A 20410-nucleotide genomic window follows, 5' to 3' on the forward strand; every position below is an offset into this window, starting at 1 on the left:
CCTACGACCCCGTGATGCTGGCGGACCCCCGACCTGGCAGCATCGCGGGGTTTCCCATGTCCGGGGTCCGGAAATCACTTGCCGCCGCCGGCTCCCGCAGTATTCTTTGACTTCGTCAACAAGTTGGTTGAGGTGGTCAATGAACAACGCGCAGGCGGCCGACCGCGTGGCCGCGGTCCGTGCTTTCAACCGGCTCTACACCGGGGTCATCGGCGTGCTCGACGAAGGACCCGCGGACGCCGAGTACTCGCTGCCGGAAGCCCGCGTGCTCTTCGAGCTCGCCCACCAGGACCCGCTGCCGGTGACCGACCTGCGCAAGCGCCTCGACCTCGACGCCGGCTACGCCAGCAGGCTCCTCGCCCGCCTCGAGTCGCGCGGGCTGATCTCGCGCGAACGGTCCGACGAGGACGCCCGCCGCCAGCTCGTGCGCCCGACGGCGGCCGGCCGAGACGCGTTCGCCGTCCTCAACCGCCGGTCCACCGAGCAGATCGGCGGACTGCTGCGCCGCTTCGCCGACGAAGACCAGCAGCGCCTCCTGGCCGCGATGCGCACGATCGGCGACCTCGTCGGCGAGCGGCGTCGCGACCCGGTGCTCGTGCTGCGTCCACCACGACCGGGTGACCTGGGCTGGGTGATCGAGCGGCATGGCGCGCTCTACGGCCGCGAGTACGGCTTCGACGACCGGTTCGAGGGTCTCGTCGCGCGCATCGTCGCCGACTTCGTCGAGCGGCGCGACGACCCGCGGCAGGCGTTCTGGATCGCCGAGCTCGACGGCGAGCGCGTCGGCGGCATCGCGTGCACCCGCGGGCCGGACGCGGACACCGCGAAGCTGCGGCTGTTGCTGCTCGAGCCGTCGGCGCGCGGCCACGGCGTCGGCAAGCGGCTGGTCACCGAGTGCGTCGAGTTCGCGCGGGCGCACGGCTACCGGGGGATGGAGCTGTCGACGGTGTCGATCCTGACCGCCGCGCGGGCGATCTACCGCGCGGCCGGGTTCGAGCTGGTCCACGAAGAGGATTTCGACGACTGGGGCCCGAAGCTGACCGACGAGACCTGGCGCCTCGAGTTCTAGCGCGGCACGCGGCCGAGCAGGTGGAACTCCGGGTTCGGGCGCAACGCGGTCAGGTGCGCGAGCCGGTTCGACATCGCGAACAACGCCGTGATCGCGCCGACGTCCCAGATCTCGTCGTCGGTGAGACCGGCGGCGCGCGCGGCTTCGAGGTCGCCTTCGCCGAACGACGCGGAGTCCCGCGCGAGGACGAGCGCGAGGTCGACGATCGCGCGGCCGCGCTCGTCCAGCTCGACCTGCCACGGGTTGCTCGACACGCGGTCGGCCAGCTCGGGGTCCTTGGCGCGGATGCGCAGGATGGCCCCGTGCGCGACGACGCAGTAGGTGCAGTGGTTCGCGCCGGACGTCGCGACGACGACGAGCTCTCGCTCGGCCTTGCTCAAGCCGTCGGAGCGTTCCATGAGGGCGTCGTGGTAGTCGAGGAAGGCGCGCAGCTCGGCCGGGCGGTGACCGAGGGCGCGGAAGATGTTCGGGACGAACCCGGACTTTTCCGCGATCGCGCCGACGCGCTCGCGAAGGTCGTCGGGCAGGTCTTCGAGTTCCACCACCGGAAACCGGCTCACGTCGCTCATACCCCGCACGCTAGTCGTGGTTGGCTGTGCTCGTGACGGACTACGTCGACGGGTACTGCGAACGCGTCGGGCCCGGGCTTTGGGGTGAGCCGCTCAACAGTCTCAGCAACCTCGCCTTTCTGCTCGCCGCCGTGCTGGTCTGGCGGCTGGCCGGCGGGAACCGGACCGGGCGGCTGCTCGCCGTCCTGATCGGACTGGTCTTCGCCGCCAGCACGGTGTTCCACCTGGTCGCGACGCGCTGGGCCGCGGCCGGGGACTCGCTGTTCATCCTCGTGTTCGTGCTGGTCTACGCCGTGCTGTTCGCGCGGGTGTTCTTCGGCGTGCGCGCGAAACTCGCGTGGCTCGCCGCGCCCGCGTTCCTCGCCTTGACCGCTGTGACGGCGTTGCTCGGCGGTGGGCTCTACCTGTCCGCGCTGGTCGGGCTGTTCGCGTTCGCCGCGCTGCTGGCTTTCCGCCGTGACGCGTACTGGACGCACTTCGCCGTGGCCGGTGCGGTTTTCGCGCTGTCGCTGAGCTTGCGCACGCTCGACCGGGACGTCTGCGACTACGTCCCGGCCGGCACGCACTTCCTCTGGCACCTGCTCAACGGCGTGGTGCTCTACCTCGTCTCGCGGACGATGGTCCGCAAGCTGTCCATTGTGGACTAGTGGACCCCGATGGGGCGCAGGTCCTTGTCGTTCTCGTCGGCGTGGTAGTCCTCGGCGTTGGTTTCGTCGGTGCCGTTGAACACCTTCATCCGCCGCGCGATCACCGTGACGATCGCGGCGACCACCAAGTTGGCGATCAACGCCACGAAGCCGACGTAGATCTGGACCGCCGAACCCGCGAACGGGTGCCAGCCGAAGATCGACAGGTTGCCGAGCGACAGCGCCGACCCGCCGAAGTGGAGCTTGCCGTTGGCCGGGTTGGGGATGCCGTACAGCATGATCAGGCCCCAGCCGATGCCGACGACCCAGCCCGCGATCAGGCCCCAGCGGTGGAACCAGCGCGTGTACAGCGCGAGCGCCACGGCCGGCAGCGTCTGGAGGATCAGCACGCCGCCGATGAGCTGGAGGTCGATCGAGAACTGCGGGTCGATCAGGATGATCACGGCCACCGCGCCGAGCTTCACGACCAGCGAAGCGAGCTTGGCCTGCTTCGCCTCTTCGGCCGGTGTCGCGTTCTTGCGGATGTACTCCTTGTAGATGTTGCGGGTCCACAGGTTGGCCGCGGCGATCGACATGATCGCGGCCGGCACCAGCGCACCGATGCCGATCGCGGCGAACGCGATGCCGGCGAACCACGACGAGAACTGGCTGTCGAACAGCACCGGGACGATCGTGTTGCCGTCCGCCTTGCCGGTGGCCGCGTTCGTCAGCGGCTTGACGCCCGCCGTGATCGCGACGTACCCGAGCAGCGCCAGCAGGCCCAGCACCAGCGAGTACGCCGGCAGCGCGACCATGTTCTTCTTGATGACACTGCGGCCGCGCGAGGCCAGCACGCTGGTCAGCGAGTGCGGGTACAGGAACAGCGCGAGCGCCGATCCCAGCGCCAGCGTCGCGTACTGCAGCTGGTTGTTGGCGTTCAGCAGGATCGAGCCGGCCGGCTTGCCGGTGGCCGGGTTCGGCGTGCCGAGCTTCTTCGCCGCCGCGTCGAAGATGTGCGACCAGCCGCCCAGCTTCGAGGGCAGGTAGATGATCGCCACGAGGATGACGATGTAGATCAGGATGTCCTTGACGAACGCGATCAGCGCGGGCGCCCGCAGGCCGGACTGGTAGGTGTAGACCGCCAGGATGATGAAGGCGATCAGCAGCGGCAGGTGCCCGACGATGCCGGAGCCGTTGATGCCCATCGTCCGCAGCACGGCTTCGAGGCCGACCAGCTGCAACGCGATGTACGGCATGGTCGCGACGATGCCGGTGATGGCGATCAGCAGCGCGAGGATCGGCGAGCCGAAGCGGCCGCGCACGAAGTCGGCCGGGGTGACGTAGCCACGCACCCGCGACACCGACCACATCCGCAGCGCCGGGAGCAGCACGATCGGGTAGACGACGATCGTGTACGGCAGCGCGTAGAGGCCGAGGGCGCCGGCGCTGAACACCAGCGCGGGCACCGCGACGAAGGTGTACGCCGTGTAGAGGTCACCGCCGAGCAGGAACCAGGTGATCCACGAGCCGAACTTGCGACCACCGAGACCCCATTCGTCCAGGTGGTCCAGCCCGCCGCCGCGCTGCCAGCGCGCCGCCATGAACCCGAGCACGGTGACCAGCAGGAACAGGATCGTGAAGATGATCAGTTCGGGCCACTGCAGGTTGCTCATCGAGCGTCCCCCTCGTCCAGGTCGTCGACGCTCAGCTTGTCCGGGGCGTCACCGGCCGGCCGCTTGTCCCGCGTCATCAGGTAGACGATCCAGGTGCTGAGGACGCCGACCGCGACGAAGAGGAACTGGAACCAGTAGAAGAACGGCATCCCGAACAGCCGCGGACCGTCCATGTTGAACAGTGGCGTGACCAGGACCAGCAGCGGGACGATCAGGAGCAGGTTCCACGGGCTGAACCGCAGCCCGCGCACCTTTCCGTCGTGCTTTTCAGTCGACATCGACCTCACCTAACACTCCCGTAACCGACCGCCTGACCTTAGAACCTGGGTGACAGGGAGTCACGTCTGTCCGATATCGATTTGATCGCCACGGTCCGCGTTGCCGACCAACGTCGGTTGCCCCGCCCTCACCCGGCCTATATCAATAGCCGGACTCCGCACGCGAAAACCCGATAAGGGGCAACCGTATGACACGACTCCGCTACGCGGTGGTGATCCCGGCGATCGCCGGCACCCTGCTGGCCGGGTTCACGCCGGCGTTCGCAGGCCAGGAGGCCGCGGCCGGCAAGCAGCCGCTGAACTCCACGAACATCCCGCAGCAGTACGCGAACCAGAAGCTGGACTGGCACAAGTGCGCCGTCCCCGCCGAACTGCCGACGGCCCCGCCCGCGGGCGCCGAGGACATGGAGTGCGCGACCTACAAGACGCCGCGCAACTGGTACCAGGCGAACGCCCAGATCGACCTGACCATCGCGGTCAGCCGGCTGAAGGCGACCAAGGACGCGACGGCCAGCGTCGTCACCAACCCGGGCGGCCCGGGTGCGCCCGGCCGCAACTTCCCGGCCCGGCTGCGCAACCAGCCGAAGCTGCGGGAGCACCAGGAGATCGTCGGGTTCGACCCGCGCGGTACCGGCAAGAGCACGAACATCACGTGCGGCGGGGCCATCGGCACCGGCTCGGACCTGGACCCGCGTGACCGCGACCGCCAGAACCTGAACCTCGTCGTCGCGGCGACGAAGTACGCGGCGCTGTCCTGCCAGCAGAAGTCCGGAGAGCTGGGCCCGCTGATCAACACCGACCAGACGGTCAAGGACATCGACCTGCTGCGCGTGCTGCTCGGCCGCGACAAGATCAACTGGGTCGGCTACTCGGCGGGCACCTGGATGGGCGCGCACTACGCCCAGGCCTACCCCACGCGCACCGGCCGGTTCGTGCTCGACTCCTCGACGGAGTTCACCACGACCTGGCAGAAGTCGTTCGACTGGCAGCCGCTCGGCTTCGAGCGCCGCTGGCGGCAGGACTTCCTCCCGTGGATGGCGAAGTACGACAAGCTCTACCACTTCGGCACCAGCGGCGAGGCGGCCCGCCAGACCTACGAGCAGGTCCGCTACGTCCTGACCCAGGGCGCGGTCACCCTGCCCGACGGTTCGAGCGTGTCGGCCAACGGCCTGGACGCCTTCATCGCGTCTTCGATCTACTCGAAGCGCTCCTTCCCGGGCCTGGCGGACTACCTGGTCAGCGTCCGCACGCTGACCCAGGGCACCGCGTCGGCGCAGGCGAAGTCCTCGGCCGCGCAGAAGGTCAAGGCCGCCGACAAGAGCACCGACACCTCCGGCGCGCAGCCGCTGATGGTGCCGACCGACGGTGACGCCTACGACGCGTCGTTCTGGACCATCCCCTGCAACGAGGGTCCGTGGACCGGCACGGTGAACAGCGCCATCAAGGACTCGCAGAAGCTGATCGACAAGCAGCTGCCGCTCCTGGGTGCCGGCTGGTTCATCCAGCCGTGCCTGTTCTGGAAGAAGACCCCGGCGCCGCTCCCGGTGCTGGACGGCAAGGGTGTCCCGCCGGTGCTGATCGTCGAGTCGGAGCACGACCCGGCGACGCCGATCGAGGGCGCGCGGCGCGCGCACAAGGCCTTCGCGGGTTCGCGGATGCTGACGATCACCGGCGAGGGTGACCACGGGATCTACGCCGGCGGCAACGCGGGTGTGGACAAGGTCGTGGAGGCCTACCTGGTCGACGGCGTCGTGCCGAACGACCAGAGCCTGCCGGGTGTGGCACTTCCGGTGCCTCCGGGCGCCTGACACCACAAGGGCTAGTGGGGCCCCGTCGGACTTCGGTCCGGCGGGGCCTTTTCCACACCTGTGCACAGAGTTGTCCACAGGCAGTGGACAACTCGGGTGGTACTAGAATCACGCCCATGGTGCGGGTGCCGCTGACGGACGAAGAGCGCGAACGGGGCGAACGCCTCGGCCAGGCGCTGCGGACGGCGCGGGCCGGCCGGAGCATGGTCGACGTCGCGGGCGAGGCCGGGATCTCGGTCGAGACGCTCCGGAAGATCGAGACCGGGCGGATCCCCACGCCGGCTTTCTTCACGGTCGCCGCCATCGCGGACGCCGTCGGGCTGCCGCTGGAAGAGCTGCGGGCGGCGGTCACGCCGGCGGGGTCGCCACCGCTGTCCCAGGCGAGCTAGCTTCCCGGGCATGCACTGGCACCTCACCGAGGACGTCGACGGCTTCCTCACCCGGACCGGGGACTTCCTGCGCTCGCGCCCCGCCCTGCACACCTCCCAGCTGACCCGGCTCGAGAAGCTGCGGACGGACGAGGAGAAGGGCACCCTCTTCGGCCACTTGGAGCAGGAGGGCGAGGTCACGGCGATCTTCTACCGCCGTCCGTCGCAGCGTCTGATCGTCACCGCGATCTCGGCCGAGCAGGCCGACGCCCTCGCTGAGCAGCTGACCGAGCTCGACCACCCGTTGTGCGGCGTGACCGCGGAAGACGACACCGCCGCCGCTTTCGCCGAGGCGTGGGGACGGCACACCGGCGCGGCGGCGGTGCCCGGCGTGCGGGTCCGGCTCCACCGGCTCGGCACGCTCATCCCGCCGGACCCGATGCCCGAAGGGCACGCCGTGGCCGGGCGGGACCACGCGGAGGTCGTCCGCTGGTGCGGCGAGTTCGCCGCCGCGGTCGGGCAGGCACCCGTCGCGGACGAGCGCGCCTGGGCCGCCTCGAACTTCGCCGGCAAGGACTTCACCTTCTGGGCGACCGAGACCCCCGTCGCCATGGCGGGCTCGACGCCGATGCTGGCGGGGATGGTCCGGGTCGACCCCGTCTACACCCCCGACCGGTTCCGCGGACGCGGGTACGCGGGCGCCGTGACGGTCGCGGTGAGCCGGGCCGCGCTGGCCGCGGGCGCGACGGACGTGGTGCTCTACACCGACCCCGCCAACGTCACCAGCAACGCCCTGTACCGGCGCATCGGCTACGTCCCGATCGCCGGCTTCAGCGGGTACGACTTCGCCTAGACCGGGCGCAGCCGGTTCAGGATGTGCTCGCGGTCGTTGAGGAACGCGCACCCCGCGACCGGGAGGTCGTAGCTGTTGAGCAGCTTTTCGAAGTCGGAGAACTCGTCCGCCGAAAACCCGAACCCGACCTTGACCGCGTGGGCCGCCAGGACGTCGGCCAGCTCCTCCCACTCGCCGGACCACAGCAGCGTCCGGTAGTGCGTGTACTGCTCCGGGGACAGGCGATCCGCGACGCTGGTCAGCACGCTGTCGGCGAAGAAGCTGATCCGGTTTTCCGCCAGGTCCGCCACGGTCGGGTTCGCCGGGTCGCGGGCCGCGTCGGGGTTGCGGATCACTCCCGGGCCCGCCACCGGGTACGCCGTGTGGACGTGTCCGTTCTCCTCGACCAGCACGATCACGTGGACGTTGAACCGCTCGCCCGCGCAGCGCCAGCGGCCGTTCAGCTGCTGCCACCGGGCTTCGCTCGGGTCGTTCGCGACGTCCTTGACCACCGAGATGATGTGCTCGTTGCTCCAGCCGGGCGGGAACTCGCTGGTCGCCCTCCGCCCGACGCCCGGTGCGTGTCCGCCACCCACGGGTGCTCCCTTCGTCGCAACGAGCGTAGGTCAAATGGCGGCCGACAGCACCACGATCCCGATGACGAGCAGGTCCGGACCCCGGAAGAGCTGCCGGGTCAGGTTGGCGGGCATCGGCCCCATCGGGGTGTCGACGAAGCCCGGGTTGGCGTAGTCGACGGCCGTCCGCGTGACCGTGCGCAGGATCGACAGCACCGCCAGCGGCACGGCCAGCCACGCCGGCAACGCGAACGACGTCCCGGCCGCGAACGACACGACGGCCAGCACACCCGCCCAGACCAGGCCGGGGCCGGCGAGCACCAGGCCGTGCGCGAGCACCAGCTCGCGGTTCGACGACCCCAGCCAGCGGCGGCGGCCCGGGTTGCGCCACAGTTCGCCGAGCCCGGCGCCGAACGGCGTCAGCGCCACGTACGCGCCGAGGCCGGCCAGGACCGCGCCCGGCATCGTCGGCAGCGCGATGTGCGCGACGACCACCGCGAAGCCGACCAGCACCGCCGCGCCCGCGTAGCGCGACCGGCCGAGCGTGCCCGCCCAGGCCAGCCGCAGCGGCGTCGGCCGGCGCACGGAGATCCGCCCGCTCGGCGCGGACGGCGGGAGCAGCATCATCGGGTCGAGGAAGGTGACGGCGACCGAGCGCAGCACCCGGCCGTCCCACCCGGCGAGCAGCGCGGACCGGCCCGCGCGCGGCACCGGCTCGCCGCCGAACGCCAGCGGCAGCGCCGCGACCAGCACGCCGGCCGCGACGAACTGGACGGTCACCGGACCGAGGCCGAGCGCGGCGATCGCCAGGCCGAGCACCGCGAGCGCCAGCGGGCCGAACGCGTCGAACTGCAGCGCCGTCCGCCGCGCCGACGCGAACGCGACCACCGCGGTCGCGGCGACGACGGCGATACCCGCACGCCACTGGTCGAGCCCGGCCCCGCCGACGGCGAGCATCAGCGCGGCCAGGTAGCCGGTCACCGCCACCGCGCCGGTCCAGGCGCCGAGCAGCCGCAGCGTGACGACGCGGCCGCGGTCCACCGGCGCGAAGTCGAGCCAGGTCAGCTCCGCCGGCTCGACCCACACGAACCCGCGGCGCAGCAGGCCGCGCCAGCCGACCGCGCAGCAGAGCGTGAGGAGGCCGAGCACGGCCGGGAAGTCCACGTGGGACGAGCCGTAGACGGCCTGGCGCCAGGCGTCGACGTGGAAGAACGCGGTGAAGAGGAACCCGAAGCCGAACAGGAAGACGAACGACGCGGTGTCGCCGCTGAAGATCCCGCCGAACCGCTTGCGACCCGGGATCCGCATCCGTCGCGGCGCCAGCGTCACCACAGTTCTAGGACGCTGTCCGCGGCTTCGAGCAGCGGCGGGTGGTGCGTGGCCACCACGACCGCCGCGCCGGCCGCCGTCGACCGGGCGATCACCTCGACCAGCCACTCCTTGCCCGCGGTGTCGAGCGCGCGCTCCGGCTCGTCGAGCAGCAGCACCCGGTGCGGGCGGGCGGTGACGCCGAGGAGCAGCAGCCGGCGCCGCTGGCCCGCGGAGAAGTGCCCGGACGTCACACGCATGCGCTCGCCCAGGCCCGCGTCGCGCAGCAGCTCCTCGTGGTCACCGAGGTCCGCCCCGAAGGAGCCGGACAAGAGTTCGAGGTGCTGCAACGGCGTCAGCTCGGCGAAGAAGTCGGAGTCGTCGAACAGCACGGACACCTTGCGGCGGAACTCGACGTCCCGCTCGTCCGGCACCTTGCCGGCCACGAGCACGCGGCCCCGCTGCGGCTTCTGCATGCCGTAGAAGCAGCGCATCAGGGTCGACTTGCCGACGCCGTTGGGCCCGACGATCGCGGCGCACTCGCCGGGGTCGACGGAGAAGTCGAGGTCGTCGAACAGCCACAGGTCGCCGGCCCGGACGCCGATGCCCTTCGCGTCGATCATCGGAGTGCTTCGAGCACCGGGGCGAACTGCTCCATGTTCGGCTCCAGGACGGTGTAGTAGGTCAGGCCGAGCCGCTCGCGGTGCGCGTGGAGCTGCTCGGCGACCTCCGTGGGCGAGCCGATCAGCGCGGTCGGCAGCTCGGCGAGCTGCTCGACGCTCAGCACGCCCTGCGTCAGCTTCGCCAGCTCTTCTAGCGCCCCCGCGCGATCGTCGGTGATGTTCACGAAGTGGCAGAGCAGGTTGAACTCGGCTTCGCGACCACCGAGCTTCGACCGGACGAACTCGACGCGCTCCTCGATGTCTTCGGCGCTCGCCGGGATCGGGGCACCGCCGTCCGGGAACTTCGCGGTGCCGGTGAAACCGATGATGTCGGCGTGCTCGGCCGCGAGGGTCAGGATCCGGTCGCCGCGCCCGGCCAGCAGCAACGGCGGCCCTTCCGGGCGCACCGGCGCCGGCTTGTGCTCGGGATCGGCGTACAGCCGCTTGAGTTCGAGGATCGTCCGCTCGAGGTGGTCGACGCGCTCGCGCGCGGACGGGAACGGCATCCCGGCCGCTTCGAACTCCTCCTTGACGTACCCGGCGCCCAGCCCCAGCTCCAGCCGGCCTTCGGTGAACTGGTCGGTGCCGGTGACGTCGCGCGCGAGCAGCACCGGGTTGTAGAAGGGCGCGTTGAGCACGAAGGTGTTCAGCTTGACGCGCGAAGTGACCTCACCGGCGAGCACGAGCGCCGGAAACGGCGGCGCCATCCCGAGGTGGTCGGCCGCGGACAGCACGTCGTAGCCGAGATCCTCGACCTTCCGGCACTTCTCGACCCACGCGGCACGGCTGTCCGGCACGACCATGTTGACGCCGAAGCGGAATTCCCCAGTCATACCGACAACGTACTCACCGGAGCTTTTCGATCACCGGGGCGAGCCTGGTCAGGTCGTCTTCGAGCACCGTGAAGTAGCTGACGCCGAGGGTCTCGCGGGTGCGCAGCACCTGCTCGGCCACGGCTTCCGCCGAGCCGGCGAGGACCGTGGCCAGCGCGCCGAGCTCATCGACGCCGAGGTGCGGCACGAGCCGGTGTGCCGTCTCCAGGGCCGCCCGCCGGTCGTCGGTGATCCGGACGAAGTGGACCATCAGGTTCAGCTCGGCGTCCCGGCCGCCGAGCACCCGCTTGACGAAGCCGGCGCGCTCGGCCAGCGCGGCGGCACCAGCGAGGGCGAGCCTCCCCTCGGACGCGCCGGGCGCCGTACCGGTGAGGGCGATGGTGTCGGCGTGCGCGGCGGCGAAGGTCAGCATCCGGTCGCCCCGGCCGCCGAGCAGCAGCGGCGGCCGCGGGCGGCCGGTGAACGCGCGCTCGATTTCGGTGACCACGTCGACGACCCGGGTGAACCGGCGGCCGGGCGTGCCCCAGTCGATCCCGGCGGCTTCGAACTCCGCGCGGACGTACCCGGCGCCGATCCCGATCTCGAGGCGACCGCCGGTGAAGTCGTCGAGCCCGGCGAGGTCGCGGGCCAGCAGCACCGGGTTGTGGAAGCTCGCGTTGAGGACGTAGGTGTTCAGCCGGATCCGCTCGGTCGCCTCGGCGGCGAGGAGCAGGGCGGGCACCGGCGCGACCCGTCCGAGGTGGTCGACCACGCCGACGACGTCGTAGCCGAGGTCCTCGGCCTTGCGGCACTTCTCCACCCACTCGGCTCGCGAGCCGGGCACGTACAACGCCACCCCGAAGCGGAACGGTCTCATGGTCGCGAACCTACCCGCGGACGCGGAGAAGGGGACGTCCCGACGGACGTCCCCTTCTCGGTCACGAAGCTCAGCTCAGGCGCTGGGCCAGCGCGTCGAGCTCGTCACGCAGCGAGGTCGGGACCTCGCCGATCTTCTGGAACCACTCCTCGATGAGCGGCAGCTCCTCGCGCCACTCCTCGGGCTTGACGTCCAGGGCGGCCTGGATGTCCTCGATCGGCTCGGTCAGGCCCTCGGTGTCGAGGTCCTCGGCCCGCGGCACGAAGCCGACCGGCGTCTCGACGGCGTTGCCCTTGCCCTCGACGCGCTCGACGACCCACTTGAGGATCCGCGAGTTCTCGCCGAAGCCCGGCCACAGGAACCGGCCGTCGTCGCCACGGCGGAACCAGTTGACGTAGAAGATCTTCGGCAGCTTGTTCGCGTCGGCGTTCTTGCCCAGGTTCAGCCAGTGCTTGAAGTAGTCACCGGCGTGGTAGCCGAGGAACGGCAGCATCGCCATCGGGTCGCGGCGCACGTTGCCGACCGCGCCGGCCGCGGCCGCCGTGGTCTCCGACGACATGGTGGCGCCCATGAACACGCCGTGCTGCCAGTCGCGGGCCTCGTTCACCAGCGGCACCGTCGTCTTGCGGCGGCCACCGAACAGGATCGCCGAGATCGGCACGCCCTTCGGGTCGTCCCACTCGTCGGCGAGGATCGGGCACTGCGACATCGGCGTGCAGTAGCGCGAGTTCGGGTGGGCGGCCTTCTCGTCGGAGTCCGGCGTCCAGTCCTGCCCCTTCCACGACGTCGCGTGGGCGGGCTTGTTCTCCATGCCCTCCCACCAGATGTCGCCGTCGTCGGTCAGGGCGACGTTCGTGAAGACCGTGTTGCCCTTCTCGATCGTGCGCATCGCGTTCGGGTTGGTGTGCCAGTCGGTGCCCGGCGCGACGCCGAAGAAGCCGAACTCGGGGTTGACCGCGTACAGGCGGCCGTCCTCGCCGAAGCGCATCCAGGCGATGTCGTCACCGAGGGTCTCGGCGCGCCAGCCCGGGATGGTCGGCTGCAGCATCGCGAGGTTCGTCTTGCCGCAGGCGCTCGGGAACGCGGCCGCGACGTAGTGGACCTTGTCCTCGGGCGAGATCAGCTTGAGGATCAGCATGTGCTCGGCGAGCCAGCCCTCGTCGCGGGCCATCACCGAAGCGATGCGCAGCGAGTAGCACTTCTTGCCCAGCAGGGAGTTGCCGCCGTAACCCGAGCCGTAGCTCCAGATCGCGCGCTCCTCCGGGAAGTGCGAAATGTACTTCGTCGTGTTGCAGGGCCAGGAACTGTCCTTCTGGCCCGGCTCGAGCGGCGCACCCACGGAGTGGAGCGCGGGCACGAATTCACGCTCGCTGCCATCCGGCGCGACGAACTTGTCGAGGGCCGCCTTGCCCGCGCGGGTCATCACGCGCATCGAGGCGACAACGTAGGCGAAATCGGTGATTTCGATACCCAGCTTGGGATTCTCGTCGGCGAGGGGACCCATGCAGAAGGGGATGACGTACATCGTGCGGCCGCGCATCGAGCCCCGGAAGAGCTCGGTCATGGTGGCCTTCATCTCGGCCGGGTCCATCCAGTTGTTGGTGGGACCGGCGTCCTCGGGACGCTCCGAGCAGATGAAGGTGCGGTCTTCGACGCGGGCGACGTCGTTGGGGTCGGAAGTGGCCCAGAAGGAGTTGGGCTTCGACTTGAGCTGCACGAACGTGCCAGCCTCGACCAGCTCCTGGTTGATCCGGGCGGCTTCTTCGTCAGACCCGTCGACCCACACCACGCGGTCCGGGGTGGTCAGCTCGGCGACCTCCCGGACGAAGGACAGCACGCCACTGTGCGTCGTCGGCGCGGTGTCCAGTCCGGGGATGGCGACTGCGGTCATCTCTACTCCTGACTTCCGACGACAAATGAGCCCGCTCGGAACGTCGGTGTTCCGATGCGGGCTTCGTTGCCGGCGACCGAATGGCTTCGCACACCGGCTGGCGAACCGGTGTGCGGTGATTTGGGATTCTTCGAGAGTAGCCGCATGACCGGCAGGTAACCGATAGCTGACGTGTACGTTCTCTCACAAGAACGATAAGGGAATCGATTCAGACGTCACCGGATCGGTGCATTCGCAGTAAATCTTGCGGTGGGCGCGATCACACCCGTGACCTGCTCGTTTTCATTTGCGACATGAAGAAAGCCCGAGGCCGGAGCCTCGGGCTTTCAAACTGTGACCTGGGTTACTTTTCAGTTGGGCGAGATCCACTGCCCGGTGCCGGAGTCGATGCGCGCGACGCCTTCCAGGGTCTGCGTGCCGGCCGCGCCCCACGCCGCGTCGTCGGCCGGGTCGCCGAGCTGCTCGCCGCTGCCCGAGTCCATCAGTCCACTGTTGACCTCGGTCCACTGGCCGGGTCCGCTGTGCTCGAACGTCGTGGTCGTGCCGTCCGCGTCGGTCTGCACCGCGATGTCGGCTTCGCCGTCGCCGTCCTTGTCGGTGAAGGCGATCGTGCCGCCGCTCTTCGTCTCGACGATGGCGGTGTCGTTGTGTCCGTCGTGGTCGGTGTCGATCGTCGCGGCGCCCGCGTCGACCTCGCCGTCCGGCATGTCCGCGTGGATGTGGCCGCCGGAGCTGTCGTCGTGGCCGCTCGTGCCGGAGTCGTCGTGGCCGCCCCCGGAGGCCTCGACCCATTCGCCGCTGGCCTCGTCGTAGACGGCCTGCTCGACGACCTTCCCGTTCTCGTCCAGCACGGCGTACTGGTCGGCTTCACCATCGTGGTTCGTGTCGATGAAGGCCTGGGCGGTGCCGTCGTCGTGCTCGACGATCGCGGTGTCGTTGACGCCGTCGTCGTTCACGTCGTAGTTGACCTCGGCCTGGTACTCCTGGCCGTCGACGTGGACGGTCATCGCCTCGCTGCCGCTGGCACCGGTGTCGCTGCCGCCGCTCTCGTCGACCCACATGGGAACTGCCCCCTTTGAACCGGGTAACGCCGTCTCTGACCTGCTGTCGGAGGGTATGACTCACCGTAGGCCCGTTCGGTTCCGCTCCACAACCGGACGGGTGGTCAGGCCGTCTTGTCCCGCAGTGCCCGGATCCGCGTCAGGAAGGCTTCGGCCCGCTCACGGCCGTCGCTGACCTCTTTGAGCCGCTTCGAGACGATCGCGATCTTCTTGGCGCGTTCCTGGGCGCCCATCTTGATCGTCTTGTCGACTTCCTTAAGCTCGGCCTCGATCGCGTCGATGCGCCGGCCCAAGGCTTCGTCCAGGGCCATCGACAGCTGCTGCTCGGCCTCGATGAGCTGCTCCGCGACGAGCTGGTCGAGCGTCGAGCGGGCGTCCGCGATGGCCTCGACCAGCCACTGCTTCATGTGCTGCTTGTCGGCGGCGTGCTTGCGCGTGCGGGCCATCCACCAGCCGGCACCGAGGCCGATGATGATCGTCGCGGGCAGCACGACGGGGTTGAGGATCGCGACGCCGGCCAGCGGCAGCGCGGCCACCTTGCCGGCGCCGACGCCGCCGGAGATGCCCATGAAGACGAGCAGCTTGTCCTCGGCCGTCGGCGGCTTCTTGTCCGGCGGCCGCAGCACCACCGGCGGCCCGCCCGCTCGGGCGAACTGCGCGCGGATGACGTCGAGCTCCTCGGCGGAGAACAGCTCCGACAGCGAGACGTTGGTGACCTGGTTCAGGCGTTGGGAGAGCAGCATCGAGATCCGCTGCGACGTCGTCTGCAGCGCGATGTCGACCTGCTGCGGCAACGCGGCCAGCTCGTCACGCTTCGCCGCGTCGATCAGCTGGCGGAAGTGGGTCTGCGCGTCCCGCATCTGCCTGCTGCTTTCGTGCAGGACCTCGACGCGTGTGCGCTGCACCTCGCCGCGCAGCTTCAGCTGCCAGCCGCGGGTCGACGTCCGGCGTTCGGCCTGCAGCTGGTCACGGCGTTCGCGGAGGACTTCGGCTTCGGCCTCGCCCGCGGACAGCGCCCGGCTCTCGGCCTGCAGTTTCGCCTTCAGCTCGCCGAGTGCGCTGGAGAGGGCACGCAGCGTGTTCGCTTCGCCGAGCATCGCCGAGCGGCCGACGAGCAGCTCCTGCAGCGCCGTCTGCACCGCGGCGACGCCGGACTTCTCCCGCAGCATCGCGGCCATCTGCTCGTTGGGCGCCTTCGACGCGGTCTCGAACATCCGCGCCGACACCGGGTGGAACACCGAGTCGGCGAAGCGCGGCGCGTGCTCGCGCAGCAGCTGCCGGTCGGCCTCCATGACCTCGCGCCAGCCGCGGAACATGTCCACCTTGGTCAGTGCGAACACCACGGTCTCGACGCGCTCGCCGACGTCGCGCAGGAACTGCAGCTCGGTGGAGGTGAACGGCGCCGACGCGTCGACGACGAACAGCAGCGCGGTCGCGCCCGCGGCGGCTTCCTTGGCCAGCTCGCCGTGCATCGAGTCGAGGCCGCCGACCCCCGGGGTGTCGACCAGCGAAAGCCGTTCGAGCAGCGGCACGGGACCGGTGACCTCGACGTACCGCGGCGGGATCTGGCCGGGCGGCAGCTCGTGCGCGGCGGAGACCCAGTTGATCAGCTGGCCGAGGTCGATCGGGACGGACGCGAGCTGGCCGGGGTAGCAGGCCTGGGCGCCCCACGCGTCGGCGTGGTCGAACACGAGGTAGGTCGCGGTGGCGACATCGGCGTCCACAGGGGACAGTCCCGGCATCGCGAGCAGCGCGTTGACCAGGGAGCTCTTCCCGCGGTTCGTCTCGCCGACGACCACGACGGCCGGCTTCTTCGGCCGCGCCCGCCGGACGGCGTCGACCCACTTGGCGGCGGCCGGGTCGGCGTCACGCACGACGGTCATCAGCTGGTCTCGCGCCGCCGCGACCTGCGCGGGCAGGCTCGGCGCGGTGGGTGCGCTCACGGGGTCTTCTTCGCGTAGACGGTGACGATCGGGGCGCGCAGCAGGCGATCGTGGTCGGCGAACCCGGTGACCTCGGTTTCGGCGACGACGCCGTCGAGCGCCGGGTCTTCGGTGGGGATCGCGCCGCCGGCTTCGTGACGGGCCGGGTCGAACCGCTCGCCGTCGGGCCGCAGGGCCTGGACGCCGATGGCGGCGAGGCCTTCTTCGAGGCGTTCGACGACGCCGCCGCTGCGGGCGCGGTCCAGCGCGTACAGGCACATCTGGATCAGCGCGTGCCGGTCGGCGAGGGCACGCTCGAGGTCGGTCACGGCGACCTGCTGCAAGGGGTGCACATCGGTTTCCGACGCTGTCGCGGCAGCGTCGGTTCCCTTCTCCGCGTCGGCCTCTTCGACGATCCGGGCGATGCTCACCGCGGCGATCTGGCCGGTGGGGGTGTCGTCGGGATCGACGGATCCGTCCTTGCGAAACCACGCCATGCGCACCACCCCGTCCCGGTCCCGCCAGATTCCACCAGTTTGGAGCACTCAAGCGCCATCCGGGGGCGAAACGGGACGAAGGAACCGGACCAGGATCGTCCGGAGGACCGCCTGTTCCGCGGGCAGATCGAGGTCCGGGTCCAGACTGGCCCGTGAAATCATCGCGTCGATCAGCCCGGCGACCCAGCCGGCGGCCGCGCGCGGGGCGACGCCGGGGTCGATCAGCCCGGCCTCGGCGGCCCGCCCGACCAGCACGGCCAAGCCGTCGCGGAGGGCGCCGTCGTTGCGCCGGACCAGTTCGGCGAACTCGTCGTCACGGGCGGCCTGCGCCGCGGCTTCCAGGACCAGCCGGACGACGGCGGGGTGCGCGACCTGGCCGGCCAGGTCGGTGACGACGTCGAGCAGCGCGGCCCACGGGTCTTCGGCCTTCGCCGCGGTTTCGAGGCGTGCAGCCGTCGCGGCGGCGTCGTCGGTGAAGATCGCCGTGAAGATCGCGCGCTTGGTGGGGAAGTAGTGGAAGAGGCTGCCGGAGCTGATGCCCGCGGCCCGGCAGATGTCCGCCGTCGTCGTCCGCTCGAAGCCCTTCTCGGCGAAGCAGCCGGCGGCCGCGTCGACGATCGACGCGCGCTTGGCCGCGTGCTTGGCCGGGTCGACCGTCCTCATCGCTCGACCGGCGGCTCGTCGCGCCAGGGGTAGCCGTGCTCGGCGAAGGCGGGCGCCAGCTCGTGGTTGCGCAGGTCGGTCTTCTCGCGGACGATCTCCCGGCCGTCGGTCGTGCGCAGGACGAGCTCCTTGCCGTCGAGGTAGACGGCTTCGAGGTCGGCCTCGATGCGTCGGGTCTTGTCGCCGCGCACCAGCGTGACGCGGGTCGGCGACACCGTGACGACCAGGCGCTCGACCGCCCAGACCACGGCGAAGACCAGGCCGAGCACCAGCCCGCCGGCGACCGCGGCGAGCGTCGCCCACGGCTGCGGCAGCTTCGTGAGCACCTTGAACACGCCCTGGAACGGGAAGGCGTCGAGGCCGCTGACCCACGCGGCGATGGCCCACACGCCGACCCCGAGCGCGCCGCCGGCCAGCGGGCAGCCGACCCAGGACGCGGTGCGCAGCCACGACGGCTCGTCGACGGTCGTCTCCATGCCACCTATTATTAGACCGCGTGCTCGGTTTACGAAAGCCGAGGCTCAGACCAGCTCGTCGATGACCCCGCGGAGCACGGCCTCGAGGCCCGGGCCGTCCTCGGCGAGCCGGGACGAAACGAGCAGCTGGTCGTCGGCCGTGCGCAGCCAGATCGACCCGGCGACGGAGATCTCGATGACGTTCAGCCGGAACGGGTACGCGCGGCGCCCCAGCCGCACCTCGGCCTCGCGCACCAGCTGGCCGAGCCGCTCGCCGGCCACGATCTGGCGCCGGTAGAAGCCGGGCGCCCACGGCGTGCCGCCCGACGGCTCGCCCGCGCCGCGCAGGGCGGGCCCGCGCGCGTTGGCGAAGTGCCGGGCCGCGGCCGGGCCGAAGATGTCGAGCGCCTGCCGCATCGCCGAACCCTGCGCGAGCGCGGGCCTGCCGTAGCGGGAACGCGGGCTGCGCGGGTCCGGGTCTTCGCGGTTGCGGAGGAAGGCGAGGAGGTCGACCCACCAGTCGGCCCACTGCGCCTGGACGGCCGCGCGGTCGATTCCGGCCGGGACGTGCACCGGGACCTGCGGCTCCACGGGCGGCAGCACCTGTCCTTCGGAAACGGACAGGGCCAGGGCGTCACGGATGTACAGCGCGACGTCGATCTCGTTCTCGCTGCTCCAGCCGGCTCGCCAGGATGTCGTGTTTTCTAGGCGCACGGTTCAACAGTACGCGGAAAACCGCGCCTACCTGCGGAAGTCGGCAAGCAGAAACAAGCCTCAGGCTTCCCGGACCTGCTGCCACATCAAGAAGTACGCGCGGTGCACGACGTGCGCGACGCGGCTCTGCGCGGGCGTCGCACCGAAGGACGCGAAGGACCGCCACCAGCCCGCGCGTTCGAGGGCGTGCGCGGCCAGCTCCGGACGTGGCGCCCCCGGCTTGCCCAGCTGGGCCCCGATGTCGGCGTTGCTGCCCACCCGCAGCACCTCCTCGGACAGGTCCTCCGGCATGTCGACCGCGCCGGACGCGACCAGCGTCAGCGCTTCGAGCAGCCGCAGCTGGTGGGCTTCGGGCTTGGCGAGCAGCACCTCGATGGCGTCGTGGACGCGCTGGCGTTCGCCCGGGTCGCCGGAAGCGTGCGCGAGCGCGGTGACCGACGCCAGGGCCGCGGCCGCCTTGATGCCGTCGGCGCGGGCGGCGAACACGATCGACAGCCGCTGCCGCACCGCTTCCAGCCCGGACGCGTCGAGCAGCGAGCGCCGCAGCGCGCCCGCCGTGATCTCCGGTTCCTTGCGGATGGCCTCGACGGCGTGCGAGACGCCGAACAGGTCGAGCTTCTCCAGCAGCCGCAGCCGGGTCCCGGACGGGACGTCGCACTCCCAGCTGGTGAAGATGTCGGCCGAGATCAGCATGGTCTGCAGGACGTCGTCGTCGAGGTCGGCGAGCTGCCGCAGCGCCTCGGCGTCGGCGGAGGTGAACCCACCCGACTCCGCGGACTCGGCGATCAGCCCGATCACCGGCAGCACGTCGGCGACGCGCGGCTTCAACGTCGACGCCTGCTTCTCCGAGAGGATCGTCGCGGCCTTCCAGATGTCGCCGTCGGCGCCTTCGACGGACTCCGGCGCGATGGTGTCGGCCTTGTTCAGCACGGCGATGGCGTTGACCGGCCCGGCCTCGCGGCTCGCGGTGGCCGCGGTGAAGGCGGCGAGGGCCTGCTGGTCGTCCGCGCGGACGCCCTGGGTGACGACGTAGAGCACGGCTTCGGCGCCGGCGACGGCGTTGCGCGAGGTGTCGTCCAGCTCGTCCGAGCCTTCGTCGTCCTTGGCGTGCTTCGCGGCGCCCAGCAGCTGCTCGGTCCGCGACACCGAAGCGGCGTCGAGCGAACCGAGGCCGGGGGTGTCGATCACCGTCATGCCCTGGAGGACGGCGTTGGTCAGGTACGCCTCGATGTGCGACACCTGCTCGATGTCGACGCCCAGCTCGGCCGGGATCATCCCGTCGGCGGCGAAGGGGAGCACCTGCTTGCGGCCGTCGGTGAAGACGATCTCGACGCGGTCGACCGTGCCGTACTGGAACCGGGTCACCAGCCGCGTGCACTCACCGATGTCGGTGGGCGCGACCCGGCGCCCGATCAGCGCGTTGACCAGCGTCGACTTGCCCGACTTGATCCGCCCGGCCACGGCCACCTGCAGCGGCGCGCCGAGCCGGCGAAGCACTTCGGCGAAGCCGGCCGCGGTGCGCGCGGAGACCTGCGACTGCAGGCGGTGGCACAGGTTGGCCACCGACATCGACAGCGGTCCGGCGAGCCGGCTCTGCTCCGGTGACGTCACGGCCCCCAGCCCTCCCGTCGTACGGACATCCCCTGAATCGTGCCATGCACCTCATCCGCAGGTCGCACCGAAGGTGGTACCGGCGACCGACGCGCGTTCTCCGCCCCGCGACCTAGGGTTGCCTGGTGCGACGGCTGAG

At 70.6% G+C, this 20410-nt stretch carries 21 protein-coding genes; 5 read left to right on the plus strand and 16 right to left on the minus strand.

The window, feature by feature from the left end:
- Positions 1-139 precede the first annotated feature (139 nt).
- The gene (locus AA23TX_RS40195; protein ID WP_155548190.1) at positions 140-1069 is read left to right on the plus strand and encodes a bifunctional helix-turn-helix transcriptional regulator/GNAT family N-acetyltransferase; all 930 of its coding nucleotides are present in this window, start codon (positions 140-142) and stop codon (positions 1067-1069) included.
- On the opposite strand, the gene AA23TX_RS40200 is transcribed toward AA23TX_RS40195, so the two are convergent.
- Positions 1066-1638 (minus strand): peroxidase-related enzyme, encoded by a 573-nt coding sequence (locus tag AA23TX_RS40200; protein WP_155548191.1) that lies wholly within the window; start codon positions 1636-1638, stop codon positions 1066-1068. The genes AA23TX_RS40195 and AA23TX_RS40200 overlap by 4 nt on opposite strands.
- A 32-nt stretch (positions 1639-1670) precedes the next feature.
- Here AA23TX_RS40200 and AA23TX_RS40205 point away from each other — a divergent pair, with 32 nt between their 5' ends.
- Positions 1671-2285 (plus strand): hypothetical protein, encoded by a 615-nt coding sequence (locus AA23TX_RS40205; RefSeq protein ID WP_155549383.1) that lies wholly within the window; start codon positions 1671-1673, stop codon positions 2283-2285.
- On the opposite strand, the gene mctP is transcribed toward AA23TX_RS40205, so the two are convergent.
- Positions 2282-3937: a monocarboxylate uptake permease MctP gene (gene mctP / locus AA23TX_RS40210; RefSeq protein ID WP_155548192.1), complete on the minus strand. Its 1656-nt coding sequence runs from the start codon at positions 3935-3937 to the stop codon at positions 2282-2284. The genes AA23TX_RS40205 and mctP overlap by 4 nt on opposite strands.
- The gene (locus tag AA23TX_RS40215) at positions 3934-4215 is read right to left on the minus strand and encodes a DUF3311 domain-containing protein (protein WP_155548193.1); all 282 of its coding nucleotides are present in this window, start codon (positions 4213-4215) and stop codon (positions 3934-3936) included. Before AA23TX_RS40215 ends, mctP begins: the two co-directional genes overlap by 4 nt.
- A gap of 188 nt (positions 4216-4403) precedes the next feature.
- On the opposite strand from AA23TX_RS40215, the gene AA23TX_RS40220 reads away from it, so the two are divergent.
- From AA23TX_RS40220 to AA23TX_RS40230, 3 genes are all read left to right on the plus strand, one after another.
- Entirely contained in the window at positions 4404-6023 is a 1620-nt protein-coding gene (locus AA23TX_RS40220) for an alpha/beta hydrolase (protein ID WP_155548194.1), read from the plus strand.
- Between the two features lie 116 nt (positions 6024-6139).
- Complete coding sequence (locus AA23TX_RS40225; RefSeq protein WP_155548195.1) at positions 6140-6412, plus strand: helix-turn-helix domain-containing protein; 273 nt, start codon at positions 6140-6142, stop codon at positions 6410-6412.
- A 10-nt stretch (positions 6413-6422) separates the two neighbouring features.
- Complete coding sequence (locus AA23TX_RS40230; RefSeq protein ID WP_155548196.1) at positions 6423-7244, plus strand: GNAT family N-acetyltransferase; 822 nt, start codon at positions 6423-6425, stop codon at positions 7242-7244.
- Here AA23TX_RS40230 and AA23TX_RS40235 read toward each other — a convergent pair.
- From AA23TX_RS40235 to AA23TX_RS40295, 13 genes are all read right to left on the minus strand, one after another.
- Entirely contained in the window at positions 7241-7819 is a 579-nt protein-coding gene (locus AA23TX_RS40235) for an EndoU domain-containing protein (protein WP_155548197.1), read from the minus strand. The two genes, AA23TX_RS40230 and AA23TX_RS40235, sit on opposite strands and share 4 nt — an antisense overlap.
- A gap of 30 nt (positions 7820-7849) precedes the next feature.
- Positions 7850-9130: a hypothetical protein gene (locus tag AA23TX_RS40240; RefSeq protein ID WP_155548198.1), complete on the minus strand. Its 1281-nt coding sequence runs from the start codon at positions 9128-9130 to the stop codon at positions 7850-7852.
- Positions 9124-9729 carry an ABC transporter ATP-binding protein gene (locus tag AA23TX_RS40245; RefSeq protein WP_155548199.1) on the minus strand — a complete coding sequence of 202 codons (606 nt, stop codon included), beginning with the start codon at positions 9727-9729 and terminating at the stop codon, positions 9124-9126. Before AA23TX_RS40245 ends, AA23TX_RS40240 begins: the two co-directional genes overlap by 7 nt.
- Entirely contained in the window at positions 9726-10601 is an 876-nt protein-coding gene (locus AA23TX_RS40250) for an LLM class F420-dependent oxidoreductase (protein ID WP_155548200.1), read from the minus strand. The genes AA23TX_RS40245 and AA23TX_RS40250 overlap by 4 nt, the downstream gene beginning before the upstream one ends.
- Before the next feature lie 13 nt (positions 10602-10614).
- Complete coding sequence (locus tag AA23TX_RS40255; RefSeq protein ID WP_155548201.1) at positions 10615-11457, minus strand: TIGR03621 family F420-dependent LLM class oxidoreductase; 843 nt, start codon at positions 11455-11457, stop codon at positions 10615-10617.
- Between the two features lie 70 nt (positions 11458-11527).
- Entirely contained in the window at positions 11528-13348 is a 1821-nt protein-coding gene (locus tag AA23TX_RS40260) for a phosphoenolpyruvate carboxykinase (GTP) (protein ID WP_155548202.1), read from the minus strand.
- A gap of 350 nt (positions 13349-13698) precedes the next feature.
- Positions 13699-14409, minus strand: a complete 711-nt coding sequence (locus AA23TX_RS40265) for a hypothetical protein (RefSeq protein ID WP_155548203.1) — start codon at positions 14407-14409, stop codon at positions 13699-13701.
- A gap of 104 nt (positions 14410-14513) precedes the next feature.
- Positions 14514-16352: a dynamin family protein gene (locus AA23TX_RS40270; protein ID WP_155548204.1), complete on the minus strand. Its 1839-nt coding sequence runs from the start codon at positions 16350-16352 to the stop codon at positions 14514-14516.
- The gene (gene grpE / locus AA23TX_RS40275) at positions 16349-16828 is read right to left on the minus strand and encodes a nucleotide exchange factor GrpE (RefSeq protein ID WP_196425804.1); all 480 of its coding nucleotides are present in this window, start codon (positions 16826-16828) and stop codon (positions 16349-16351) included. The genes AA23TX_RS40270 and grpE overlap by 4 nt, the downstream gene beginning before the upstream one ends.
- 48 nt (positions 16829-16876) lie before the next feature.
- Entirely contained in the window at positions 16877-17491 is a 615-nt protein-coding gene (locus AA23TX_RS40280) for a TetR/AcrR family transcriptional regulator (protein WP_155548205.1), read from the minus strand.
- Positions 17488-17967: a YqeB family protein gene (locus AA23TX_RS40285; protein WP_155548206.1), complete on the minus strand. Its 480-nt coding sequence runs from the start codon at positions 17965-17967 to the stop codon at positions 17488-17490. The genes AA23TX_RS40280 and AA23TX_RS40285 overlap by 4 nt, the downstream gene beginning before the upstream one ends.
- 45 nt (positions 17968-18012) lie before the next feature.
- A complete protein-coding gene (locus AA23TX_RS40290) occupies positions 18013-18660 on the minus strand; it encodes a hypothetical protein (RefSeq protein WP_155548207.1) in 648 nt (215 codons plus the stop codon).
- 60 nt (positions 18661-18720) lie between these two features.
- Entirely contained in the window at positions 18721-20229 is a 1509-nt protein-coding gene (locus AA23TX_RS40295; protein WP_196425918.1) for a dynamin family protein, read from the minus strand.
- Positions 20230-20410: the final 181 nt, after the last annotated feature.

The sequence above is a fragment of the Amycolatopsis camponoti genome, from assembly GCF_902497555.1.
GTDB lineage: Bacteria > Actinomycetota > Actinomycetes > Mycobacteriales > Pseudonocardiaceae > Amycolatopsis > Amycolatopsis camponoti.